Genomic DNA, 11,345 nt, shown 5'->3' on the forward strand with positions numbered 1-11,345 from the left:
CAGTCAAGCCCCCACCCTCCGGATAACGCATACCACCGGCATATCGCAGGGATCATGAACCGTCACTACCCGACGACAACCCGAAAACCTCAGTAACGGTCCGCACGCCGCGGCGTTGCGCAACCGCAAACGCTTTGCCCTCGTGCCCGACTGCCTAGTACCGTGGGCGGCGATTGGTGACAGGGCGCTCAGCTGTGTCATCATCTGCACACACGGCTCGCGCTCGCGCGAGAGGTGTACTGGAGGCGTCGCCTAGTCCGGTCTATGGCGCCGCACTGCTAATGCGGTTTGGGTCTTAAAGCCCATCGAGGGTTCAAATCCCTCCGCCTCCGCTCTCTGCTCGGGGAGTTCGGCCCACTTCGGCCGAACTCCCCGAGTCGTTTCCGATTGTTTCCGAAGCCGTTTCCGGAGCTGTCCCGCCGGCCCTGCGCCGACCGACGGCTACTTCCGTGCGGCACAGGGGTCGCAGCAGGTCGGGGCCGGCTCGACGCAGATGGTGACGGTGTCGGTGTTGTCGCCGGGGTCGGGGTCCTTCTCGTTGCCGGTGACGGTGGCGGAGTTGTGGACCGGACCGGGGGCGGTGGCCTTGGCGCGCAGCACGAGGGTGGCTCCGGCGCCGTCGTCCAGGGCGCCCACGGCCCACCGCCCGGTGGCCGGGTCGTAGCTTCCGGGGCCGTCGGCGGACAGGAGGGCGAGGCCGTCCGGGAGCCGGTCGGTGACGGTGACGCCGGTGGCCCGGTTCGGCCCGGCGTTGCGAACGGTGATGCGGTAGGTCACCGTCTGGCCGACGGTGACGGTGCTCGCGTCGGCCGCCTTGACCACGGACAGGTCGGCGGCCGGGTCGACCTGAGTGACCTGTTCGTCGGAGGTGGACGTCAGCGGCTCCGGGACGTCGCCGAGCCGGTTCTCGTAGGTGGCGGTGGCGGTGTTCCTGATCTGCTTGCCGCCGGCGGCGCGGTCGATGGTGACCCGGTACTCGGCCGTGGTTCCCCCGGGCAGGGTCTCGGTGTTGGGCAGACTGCCGCCCTCCCCGGCGGTGGTGGTGTTGCCGAGTCTGAAGACGACCTCGTCGGCCGCGGCGTCGTAGTACGCCTGGTCGCCGTCCTGTGCGTCGGTCTTCACGCCGGCGTTCGGGCCGTCGACGATGCGCAGGGAACCGGGCAGATACGTCGTGCCCGGCGGGATGACGTCGGTCAGGACGAGGTTCTCGGCCGCGCCGCAGCCCTCGTTCCTGGCGTTGACGCGGTAGGTGATGACGTCGCCCACCTCCAGCGGTCCCATGGGCGCGGCGGTCTTGGTGAGCACCACGTGGGGGGCGGTGCCGAAGAAGATCCCGTCCAGGAAGTTGCCGATGCTCTGGTTGCCGCCGGCGGCGGAGACGGAACGGAAGGCGAAGCGCGTCAGCGTCTGACCGGCCGGGACGGTGTAGGTGCCGGTGTAGTGGCCCCAGGCGGTGTTGCCGTCGGTGAAGCGCCGCTGCTGCACCGCGGCGCCCGGCGCGCCGATGTCCAGCGCCATGGTGTCGTCGCCCTGGCGGCCGCGGTGGTACAGCCGCCAGTACAGCTTCGTTCCGGGGGTGGTGGGCAGGTCCTGGTAGAGCGTGGAGACCTGGTTGGCGTTGAGCTCGGCGAACTGCGCGCCCTCGGCCGCCGCCACCCCGTTGAAGCCCGAGTGCCACAGCTCGATCAGGTGGTCGGAGGCGGTGGTGCGCCAGCCCGGAACGTGCTTGGGTGCCTGCGTCTGCGAGGCGTCCGGCAGGAATTCCATGCTGGCGACGGCGGGCTGTTCGAAGCTGCCGTTGGCCAGGTTGACCCGGAGCGGAGCAGGAGGTGTGGACATGGTTCTTCCCCTCAAGTCGACGCTGCTGGAATGCACCGCCGTCCGGCCGCACGCCCGTGCGCCGCGACGGAACCGACACACCCGGTAGCGCAATACATTCGGGGAGCTACGTAAAGTGACGATCGGAGTGGTTCGGTCAATCCCGCACGACGGGTTTACGCCCCCGCCCCCCGGCCGACGCCCGCCGCGCCGCCACCCGGCCCGCCCCCCGTCGCGCCGCACCCATCGCGCAGGCCCCCTGAACCCCTCCCGTCCACCCCGTCATGGCCGGAAACCTTCACCACACCTCCGGCGCCCACCCTTGCGCAGGGTGAAACCTTCCCCAACGGAGTTGACGCTTCCGACGCCGCGACGACACCCGCGCGGAGAGGTCCGTACGGAAACGGCGCCACGATCGCGGCCTGCCGCGGCCTTCGGCGTTCCGGTCCTGGTGGCGACTCCGCGAGGGCCTCGAGTCGGCCCCGCGCGGCACCCCGGACCCCGCAGCGCAGAGACCCGCCCGAGCCGCCCGCCAACCGCCCCGCGTAGTCGCGAATCGAGGCGTTTCTGCAGGTAGGGGTGGGTTTGGTTAATGGATTTCGCGCTACGGCGCAGGTCATGTAATGTTGTTCTCGCAACGCCGACCGGGAAGAAAAAAGCCCGGGACGCACAAGCACTCGTAGCTTAACGGATAGAGCATCTGACTACGGATCAGAAGGTTGCAGGTTCGAATCCTGCCGAGTGCACAACAAATCAGAGGCCCTGTGGAGTGATCCACAGGGCCTCTGGCTTTTGCCGTGACGGCAGTGTTTGACGGCAACCGCCTCAGGGGGGCGGGAGTGCGTTCGATCAGATGGCTACCGGGACGCCCGCCGCGCCGTCGTCATCGTCCGGCTCATTGCCGTCGCCCCTCGGCAGATCCCCGACGCGGTCGAAGGCGGAGCGCTGGGGCCGGCCGTACGAAGGTGTAGATGTCCATGGTCACCCGGATGGAGCTGTGGCCCAGGACTTCCATGATCATGCGGGTGTCGGCGCCCTGCTCGTGGAGGAGCGAGGCGCACGTGTGGCGCAGGTTGTGGAAACGCACCTCACGGACGCCGGCGCGGGCGCACAGCGCCTCGAAGGAGCGGTTCAGGTCGGGAAGCTTCAGTCTGACGAGATGGCCTCATGGACGTGGGTACAGCCGTGCCGCCGCACCTTACTTCGGGCAGGCGTTCGTGCTTGTTGACGAGGGGCGCACGGGCAGTGGGGTCAGGGGGGTGCAGACCGGGGCAGCGACGCCGACGAGTTCGACCAGTCCCACGCCGCCGGTGGGCGGGACAATTTTCGACCAGTTGTTGGCCACCCAGACGTTGCCCGAGGGGTCGACCTGCACCGCGGTGAGGTGCTGGATCGCCTTGTTCTTGAAGCCTCGCGCGGGAGACAGGACGGTGCCGGCGGAAGCCCCGGGCGGGCAGGCTGCGCTGTTCACTCCGCACAGGAGTGACACGGAGGAGTCACCGAAACCGGCGACCCACACGCGGTCCTGGCCGTCGATGGCGATCGACCAGGGGAGAACCCTTCTGGGCAGAGGGTGCACGCCCGCCACCGTTCCGTTCGGTCCGATCTCGGTGACCGTGCTGCTGAAGAAGCTGGGGACCCAGGCGTTTCCCTTGGAGTCCAGGGCGAGCCCCAGCGGGCCCTGGAGCGAGCTGCCGGTGGTGGTCTTGATCGGCTTGAAGTCGGGACCGATGATCGTGACACTCCCCCCGACGTTGTTCGGGCGTCGTGATTGCCGGATTTCTTCCAGGGAGAAGTGGCTGTTGGTCACCCAGGCGCGCCCTTGGCCGTCGATCTGGACGGCGAACGGGTGGTTGAAGCTCTTGTCGTTGATGACGATGGCCTTGTCCGGGTCGCCGTGGGGGTAGACGACGACGCTGCCCACCCCGGGTTTTCCCTTGAGGCCGTAGGAGTTGGCGATCCATACGTTGCCTCGTTGGTCGACGGCGACTCCCTGCGGCTTGTTCAGTCCGCCGTTCGTCCAGCCGTTGGCGGGGGACAGTGGCGTGCCGGAGGAGGAGTATTTCGACATCGCGTTGCCGCCGTAGCTGGGTGCCCACACGGAACCGTCGTGATCGATCGCGAGTCCCCACGCTCCGCCCTTCATGCCGCCGCCGCTGATGGGACTGCCCAGGGTCGGCCGGCCGGTTGGGTCCTGCACGGTGACGTACCGGCTGGGATCCCGTGTACCCGGCTTCCAGTTGTTCGACGCCCATATGTTGCCTTTGGCGTCGAACCCGATGCGGCCCGGCGCGTAGACCTGCGGCGCGCTGTGGCGCAGGGCAAGGATCCAGTCCGCAGGAGCTGAAGCGAGGGCGGGCGTGAAGACGTTCGCGGAACGCGCCAGGGCCTCCAGGCCGTCTGGGGACAGCGTCGGATTGTGTACGAGGTTGAGAACCGCCTGCACCGTGTCGGCAGGCCTGGTTCCGCCCTGGGGAGTCGCCATTTGGAGGAGCTTGGCGCAGCGCGCGTCGTCCGTCGCGCAGAGGGAGACGAGGTTGGCCAGTGTGTTCTGTGTCGCCAGCGTGTCGCTGTTGGCGCTGTCGCCGGTAATGGGACCGCCGACCTTGCCCGTTGCTGGATCCGCCAGGTTGAACGAGGTCGCGGCGGCGTTTTGCAGCCCCGGGCTGGGCCCGGTGATACCACGCTGGTCACTGAACTGGGCAAGGGCGTACGTCGCGGCGACGGTGGTCAGTTCGTTGACCGTCACCTTGCTCAGTGTCCGCTCGGGCACCGCGCCGCCCGCACCGAACCCCACGACCGAGCGCAGCCGGAGCTTGTGCGCCTGCGCGGGCGTGGCCTCGACGTACAGCACGCCGTCAGCAGGATTGGTGTACGTCATCCGGAAGGAACCGTGCGCGTCGGCCGTTGCCTGGCCCAGCTTCGTGACTCCGGAACGTGAACCGGCCATGAGCGTGATCTGAGCACCTCCGAGCGGCTTCCCTGCCCCCGTGACGGTCCCCTGCACGGCGACCGGCGCGGCACCGAGAGCAGGTGCCGCAGTGCCGGCCGCCGGCAGGGCGAGGGCCGCGCAAGCCGCTGCGGTGGTGGTTGACGTCCACCGCAGAGCCCTGGACCGTCTTCTTGCCCCTCGCCTCAACGGGGAGGCCGACCTGCGAGCACGTATGCCTGGAGTGCTCATCGTTCTCGAACCCTTCGCTCTGAATTCCTGAACTGGGAAGAGAATCGGCGCAGCGCTTCAACCGTCCGAAAATTCCTCGTATCGGCATCTGCGTACACCTGGCGCCTGCAGTGTCGGCGAGGATGCCGGCGTTCCGCATGAGCGCCGCCGGCCGATCGGCCGAATCATGCGGTTTCGGCTTCCTTCACTGCGGTTGCTTCGGCGCTTTCCGGCACCCTCAGTGAGAACCAGGCAACCCTGGCGCCCAGCAGCCAGACCACGCCCAAATACAGTCCAGGACTCACTTCGCGCATTTCATCGCGAACCCCGCGGGCAACCAGTGAGATTTTGGAGTAGTCGATGACGATGCAGTCCTGACTGTCCACCAGGCTCGGCCCGATATAGACCTGGGCCACGATGCCGAGGACGTCGAACGCGGTCAACCGGTTGCTCAGGTAGCCCTCGGGGACGAAGACCTTTCCCCGCCACAGGACCAGGGGCACCAGTCGGGTGAGAGACCTGGCCGGCCGGCCACCCCACCGGACGATGGCGGTGCCCTCCAGTGGTCCCTTCGGAATGTCCCCCGGCGGACTGGAGCGGAACAGCTCCACCAAACCGGCATCGTCGATCTTGAACAGATCCGTTTCGGTGAGTGCCACGGTCGACCTCCCGGCCGTCGTCAAGACGCATGATCCGCGCCTGAACGCCGATCCGACTCCTGTGGTGACGAACTGCCCATGGCCACTCCGCCGACTCACACCGGCCCGTGGAACGGATTGTCGGAGACGCGAATATTCTGGGAATGGTGGGTGCTAATCCGTAGCCCGAGCCTCCTACCGATGACGACTTCCATCGCGCAAAGCATCGCTCGGCATGGCATCCGGCCATCAACCTCCATTGTTGAGGCTCCGGGACGAAACCGCCAACGCTACAGGGACGAACGGCCGTACCGCTTGCTCCAGATCGTTGCCCCGGTTTCGTCGACCGCGGCGAGCCAGTCGGTGCCACCGTTCAGCGCTGACGGCAACCCTGACGGCAACGACGGCGCACAGAGACCGTTGATCACGACCATCAGCGATCAGCGGAGAGGAAGGCGGAGCCCCCGCCCAACCGCCTGCCCGATCCTACGGATCAGAAGGTTGCAGGTTCGAATTCTGCCGAGTGCACAGCAAGCAAGAGGCCCCGGAGAAATCCGGGGCCTCCTGCGTTGGTCGTACGGTGATGGCCACGTTGATCAGGGCGGTCGGCGCACGGGGAGCGGACTCTCCCGGTGCCGGGGTGCCGCGGCTCGATGGTGTCGGGGGAGCGGTCATGTCGGACGCCATCTGCGGCGGCACGGACACGCGTCCCGGCTCGCGGTGGTGGACCCGGAGAACTCGGCCCACTTCCCGGCGTGGGCGAGCGGGTGCGGTGACTACGCCACGGGGATGCCCTCGCGCATACCGGGCATCGGCCGCCCGCGGACCGAGCCCGGTTTCCTGCCGACGGTGATGGATCTGGTCATCCCGGTACCGGACGCGGCGTCCATCGCCGCCACCCGGTGGCTTCGCACCGTCACCGGGATCGAGGCGGGGCCCGCCACCGGCACCAACCTCTGGGGGATCTGTCACCTGACGGCCCGTATGCGGGAAGAGGGGGTGCGGGGCAGTCTGGTCACCGTCATCGGCGACACCGCCGACCCGTACCGGAAGACGTGCCTCGACCCGGACCGGGCGCGGGGGCAGGGGCTCGACTGCGCGCCCCACGAGGCCGGGCTCCAGGAGTTCGCCCGCACCGGGCGGTGGCAGGGCGTGTGATGTCGTCGGCCGGCCGGCCGGGCGGGAGGCAGGGGTCAGGAAGTGTGGTCCCCCGGGGTGGAGTTCTCCTGGGAACCTTGGGGTTCTTCTTCATCGGCTTCATCGGTCCTGCGCGGGAGTTCGTACATGGGATGGCGGTGCACCGGGCTGCGGTGGCCCGAGGCGCAAGGAGCGCCCGTGCTGGGGTGGCGGCGGGGCGGGGAGGTGCGGGCGAGCGCGTTGGCGTACGGGACGGAGCTGGGGTTCCGGGCCGAGGGGGAGCGGGGCTGTGTGGGGGCCCGGGGGAACGTGTGTCCGGTGGGGGCCGTGGTGCCGGGGCGGAGCACGGGGGCGCGGTGCCCGGAGTGCACGCGGCTGGACCGGGCGCACTCGGTGGCCGCCGACACGATCATCGACGACCCGAGGACGTACCGCGTGTATCTGGCCTGGTTCGGGCCCGGCATGGTGAAGGTCGGGATCACGGCCGAGGAGCGGGGAGCGGCCCGGCTGCGGGAGCAGGGGGCCGTGGTGTTCAGCTGGCTGGGCCGGGGGCCTTTGATGGCGGCGCGCCGGACCGAGGAGGTGCTGCGGTCGGCGCTCGGGGTGCCGGACCGGATTCCGTACGCGAGGAAGCGCGCCGTGCGCGGGGCGTTGCCGGGGGTGGCGGAACGGGGTGCCGAGGTGGCGGAGCTGTACGGGCGGGCCGCGGCGCTGGAGGGGGCGGGGTGGCCGGAGTCGCTGGAGCGGTTGCCGTTCGAGGCGGTCGATCACGCCGGGGTGTTCGGGCTCGACGACGGGGTGGAGGTGGCGTGGGCGGTCACCGAGCTGGTGGACGGGGGCGCGGTCGTGGGGCGGCTGGTGGCGGCGGCCGGGCCCGATCTGCATCTGGAGACGGCGACGGACGGGCCCGTGGTGCTGGACACCCGGCTGATGACCGGGTGGGAACTGGTGGCCGTCGGCGCACGAGCCGGGGCGCGGGGTGATGTACGGGCCGACCTGCGCGGTGACGTACGGGGCGGGGTGCGGGTGCCGTTGACCGACATCGGGGGTGGCGGGGTGCAGGGCGGGCTGTTCTGAACAGCTGGACAGCTGGACAGCTGGACAGCTGGACAGGGGCGGTGGGGCGAGGGGCCGGGTGTTCTGAGATCGTCGGTCCAGGGCGGTCCGTCCGACGGCCGGGTGAGAGGGGCACAGGATGAGCGGTGACATCGACGACGTCGTGCGGTTCCGGGAGCGGCTGGGGCTGCCCGGACTCATCGACGTCCACACGCACTTCATGCCCGAGCGGGTGCTCCGCAAGGTGTGGGCGTACTTCGACTCGGCCGGGCCGCTGACCGGGATGGAGTGGCCGATCGCCTACCGGCACGACGAGGACGAACGGCTCGCGCTGCTGCGCTCGTTCGGCGTTCTCCGGTTCACCTCGATGCTGTACCCGCACAAGGCCGGCATGGCGGCCTGGCTGAACGGCTGGGCGGCCGATTTCGCGCGCCGGGTGCCGGACTGCCTGCACACCGCGACCTTCTTCCCGGAGGAGGGCGTGGAGCGGTACGTGCGCGAGGCCGTGGAGGCGGGGGCGCGGGTCTTCAAGTCGCACGTCCAGGTCGGCGCGTACGACGCCAACGACCCCCTGCTGGAGCCGGTCTGGGGGCTGCTCTCGGAGGCGGGCGTCCCGGTGGTGATGCACTGCGGCTCGGGGCCGGCGCCCGGGAAGCACACGGGGCCCGAACCGGTCGGCCGGCTGCTCGCCCGGCATCCGCGGCTGCCGCTGGTCGTGGCCCACATGGGGATGCCGGAGTACACGGAGTTCCTGGACCTCGCGGAGAAGTACCCGGGGGTGCGGCTCGACACGACGATGGCGTTCACGGACTTCACGGAGGACTTCACCCCGTTCCCGGCGGCCGAGCGGGGACGGCTCGCGGCGCTCGGCGACCGCATCCTGCTGGGCACGGACTTTCCGAACATCCCGTACCCGTACGTGCATCAACTGCACGCGCTGGAACGGCTGGAGCTGGGGGACGACTGGCTGCGGGCGGTCTGCCACGACAACGCGAGCGCGCTGTTCGCCGTCGACTGAGCCGCCGGGGCGGTCCGTCTTTCGGTTTTTCTCAGGGAATTCACAGAATCGGGAAAGATCCCTCTCAGAGGGGCCTCACAGGGTTGGGGCATGACGACGACGACCTCGCCCCGGACGACGGCTCCGCCCCGGACCACCACGGCTCCGCCCCGGACGACGCCCTCGCCCCACGGGCGTACCGAACTGCTGAGGGCGGACCGCAGCCCCGTCCGCGTGCTGGTGGTGGACGACGAGGCACCGCTCGCCGAGCTGCTGTCCATGGCCCTGCGCTACGAGGGCTGGGAGGTGCGCAGCGCCGGGGACGGTGCCGGGGCCGTCCGGATGGCGCGCGACTTCCGGCCGGACGTGGTGATCCTCGACGTGATGCTGCCCGACACGGACGGGTTCGCCGTGCTCGGCGGGCTGCGCCGGGAGCTCGCCGAGGTCCCGGTGCTGTTCCTGACCGCGCGCGACGCGGTGGAGGACCGGATCGCCGGTCTCACGGTGGGCGGCGACGACTACGTCACCAAGCCGTTCAGCCTGGAGGAGGTCGTGGCGCGGCTGCGCGGGCTGATCCGGCGCTCCGGCACGGCGACCGTGCGCAGCGGCTCGACGCTCACCGTCGGCGACCTGGTGCTCGACGAGGACAGCCACGAGGTGAGCCGGGCCGGTACCTCCATCCACCTCACCGCGACCGAGTTCGAGCTGCTGCGTTTCCTGATGCGCAACCCGAGGCGGGTGCTGAGCAAGGCGCAGATCCTCGACCGGGTGTGGAACTACGACTTCGGCGGACAGGCGAACGTCGTCGAGCTGTACATCTCGTACCTGCGCAAGAAGATCGACGCCGGGCGGTCGCCGATGATCCACACCCGGCGCGGGGCGGGGTACCTCATCAAGCCCGGTGAGTGACGCGGCGCGAGCCACGGGACACGTGGGGCGGGCCGGGCGCCCGAGGCGGTTGCGGAAGGGCCCGTGGACGCTGCGGACCCGGCTCGTGGTCTCGGCGGTGACGCTGATCGCCGTCGTCGCCGCGGTCATCGGCTCGGTCACCACCATCGCCTACCGCAGCTACATGTACGGGAAGCTCGACGACCAGTTGAACGCCATCGCCGTACGGGCCGCGAAGCCGCCCGGCGGCGGGCTGCCGATGCCCGGCGGCGACGTGCCGCGGATCCACGACCCACTGGCCTTCGTCGACGCGCGCGGGCTGCCCGTCGGCGCCTTCGGAGCCGTGGTGACGGACGGCACGGTCACCGCGTCGCGGGTCGTCGTGGAGAGCGCCACCGCGCCGGGGCCCGGGGCCGAGGACGGCGGCCGGCCGATGACCGGCACCCAGCGAAACGCCCTGGCGGCGGCGGGCGTCACCGCCGGGGACGGGGCACGGAGCGTCGATCTGCCGGGGCTCGGCGCCAACCGGGTGCGGGCGGTCACGGACCCGGACGGGACGATCCTCCTCGTCGGGCTCCCCGCCGCCGAGGTGGGCTCCGCGCTCACCACCCTGATCCTCGTCGAGGTCTGCGTCACCGGAGCCGGTCTGATCGCGGCCGGCATCGCGGGCGCCGTCATGGTCGGCGTCGCGCTGCGGCCGTTGCGCCGGATCGCCACGACCGCCACCCGGGTCTCCGAACTCCCGCTCCACAGCGGCGAGGTGGCGCTCCTGGAACGGGTCCCGGACGCCGAGGCCGACCCGCGCACCGAGGTCGGTCAGGTGGGCGCCGCGCTCAACCGGATGCTGGGCCACGTCGGTTCGGCCCTGGAGGCGCGCCAGGAGAGCGAGACGCGGGTGCGCCAGTTCGTCGCGGACGCCAGCCACGAGCTGCGCACCCCGCTGGCCTCGATCCGCGGGTACGCCGAGCTGACCCGGCGCGGGCGCGAGGAGACCGGCCCCGACACCCGGCACGCCCTGGGGCGGATCGAGTCCGAGGCGGAGCGGATGACGGGCATGGTGGAGGACCTGCTGCTGCTCGCCCGGCTGGACGCCGGACGCCCGCTCGCCCTGGAGCGCACCGATCTCTCCCCGGTCGTCGTCGACGCCGTGAGCGACGCCCGCGCCGCCGACGGGGGCGGCCACCACTGGCGCCTCGAACTGCCGGACGAGCCCGCGACCGTGCACGGCGATCCGACCCGGCTCCATCAGGTGCTGGTCAACCTGCTGGCGAACGCCCGCGCCCACACCCCGCCCGGTACGACCGTGACCGTCGGGGTGCGGTTCGCGACCGGCCGGCCACGGGTGACGCTGGAGGTCCGGGACGACGGGCCCGGCATCCCGCCGGAGCTGCTGCCGCACGTCTTCGAACGGTTCGCGCGCGGTGATGCCTCGCGTTCGCGCGGCGCGGGCTCGACCGGTCTCGGGCTCGCCATCGTGCAGGCCGTCGTCACCGCGCACGGCGGCCGGGTGGAGGTGGAATCGGTGCCCGGACGCACGGTCTTCGCCGTGCACCTGCCGGCCCCGATGCGGCACGCGCCGACGCCGTACGTGCCGTAGCCCGCCCCGCCGACGCAGCACGTGCCGATGCCTGTCCCGCCGACGCACACCACG

General features: G+C 70.5%; 9 protein-coding genes and 2 tRNA genes. 7 read left to right on the plus strand and 4 right to left on the minus strand.

Features of this window, described 5'->3' with window-relative positions; translation table 11 throughout:
* Window positions 1-241: 241 nt before the first annotated feature.
* A tRNA-Ser gene (locus ACWCXX_RS07700) sits at window positions 242-332 on the plus strand.
* Window positions 333-441: 109 nt separating this feature from the next.
* Here ACWCXX_RS07700 and ACWCXX_RS07705 read toward each other — a convergent pair.
* Entirely contained in the window at window positions 442-1,839 is a 1,398-nt protein-coding gene (locus tag ACWCXX_RS07705; RefSeq protein WP_451125385.1) for a DUF7507 domain-containing protein, read from the minus strand.
* A 652-nt stretch (window positions 1,840-2,491) separates the two neighbouring features.
* On the opposite strand from ACWCXX_RS07705, the gene ACWCXX_RS07710 reads away from it, so the two are divergent.
* Window positions 2,492-2,564: transfer RNA gene (locus tag ACWCXX_RS07710), tRNA-Arg, on the plus strand.
* 149 nt (window positions 2,565-2,713) lie between these two features.
* On the opposite strand, the gene ACWCXX_RS07715 is transcribed toward ACWCXX_RS07710, so the two are convergent.
* The 3 genes from ACWCXX_RS07715 to ACWCXX_RS07725 all read right to left on the minus strand — a co-directional run bounded on the left by ACWCXX_RS07715 (window position 2,714) and on the right by ACWCXX_RS07725 (window position 5,637).
* Window positions 2,714-2,968: a tyrosine-type recombinase/integrase gene (locus tag ACWCXX_RS07715; protein WP_451125639.1), complete on the minus strand. Its 255-nt coding sequence runs from the start codon at window positions 2,966-2,968 to the stop codon at window positions 2,714-2,716.
* A 48-nt stretch (window positions 2,969-3,016) separates the two neighbouring features.
* Window positions 3,017-4,768, minus strand: coding sequence for an NHL repeat-containing protein (locus tag ACWCXX_RS07720; RefSeq protein ID WP_451125387.1), 1,752 nt, complete (start codon window positions 4,766-4,768; stop codon window positions 3,017-3,019).
* Window positions 4,769-5,163: 395 nt separating this feature from the next.
* The gene (locus ACWCXX_RS07725) at window positions 5,164-5,637 is read right to left on the minus strand and encodes a hypothetical protein (protein ID WP_451125389.1); all 474 of its coding nucleotides are present in this window, start codon (window positions 5,635-5,637) and stop codon (window positions 5,164-5,166) included.
* Window positions 5,638-6,405: 768 nt separating this feature from the next.
* Between ACWCXX_RS07725 and ACWCXX_RS07730 the strand changes: the two genes are divergently transcribed.
* From ACWCXX_RS07730 to ACWCXX_RS07750, 5 genes are all read left to right on the plus strand, one after another.
* Entirely contained in the window at window positions 6,406-6,774 is a 369-nt protein-coding gene (locus ACWCXX_RS07730; RefSeq protein ID WP_451125391.1) for a hypothetical protein, read from the plus strand.
* A gap of 126 nt (window positions 6,775-6,900) precedes the next feature.
* Window positions 6,901-7,830, plus strand: a complete 930-nt coding sequence (locus tag ACWCXX_RS07735; protein WP_451125393.1) for a DUF2797 domain-containing protein — start codon at window positions 6,901-6,903, stop codon at window positions 7,828-7,830.
* 118 nt (window positions 7,831-7,948) lie between these two features.
* Window positions 7,949-8,827, plus strand: coding sequence for an amidohydrolase family protein (locus ACWCXX_RS07740; protein WP_451125395.1), 879 nt, complete (start codon window positions 7,949-7,951; stop codon window positions 8,825-8,827).
* 90 nt (window positions 8,828-8,917) lie between these two features.
* Window positions 8,918-9,715: a response regulator transcription factor gene (locus ACWCXX_RS07745; protein WP_451125397.1), complete on the plus strand. Its 798-nt coding sequence runs from the start codon at window positions 8,918-8,920 to the stop codon at window positions 9,713-9,715.
* Between the two features lie 49 nt (window positions 9,716-9,764).
* The gene (locus ACWCXX_RS07750; RefSeq protein WP_451125399.1) at window positions 9,765-11,291 is read left to right on the plus strand and encodes an ATP-binding protein; all 1,527 of its coding nucleotides are present in this window, start codon (window positions 9,765-9,767) and stop codon (window positions 11,289-11,291) included.
* Window positions 11,292-11,345 lie beyond the last annotated feature (54 nt).

The sequence above is a fragment of the Streptomyces sp. NPDC001732 genome (assembly GCF_053596315.1).

Coding starts and splice junctions, on each gene's coding strand:
- ACWCXX_RS07705 (WP_451125385.1), bottom strand. CDS start 1,839: ATGTCCACACCTCCTGCTCCGCTCCGGGTCAACCTGGCCAACGGCAGC.
- ACWCXX_RS07720 (WP_451125387.1), bottom strand. CDS start 4,768: ATGGCCGGTTCACGTTCCGGAGTCACGAAGCTGGGCCAGGCAACGGCC.
- ACWCXX_RS07730 (WP_451125391.1), top strand. CDS start 6,406: ATGCCCTCGCGCATACCGGGCATCGGCCGCCCGCGGACCGAGCCCGGT.
- ACWCXX_RS07735 (WP_451125393.1), top strand. CDS start 6,901: ATGGGATGGCGGTGCACCGGGCTGCGGTGGCCCGAGGCGCAAGGAGCG.
- ACWCXX_RS07740 (WP_451125395.1), top strand. CDS start 7,949: ATGAGCGGTGACATCGACGACGTCGTGCGGTTCCGGGAGCGGCTGGGG.
- ACWCXX_RS07745 (WP_451125397.1), top strand. CDS start 8,918: ATGACGACGACGACCTCGCCCCGGACGACGGCTCCGCCCCGGACCACC.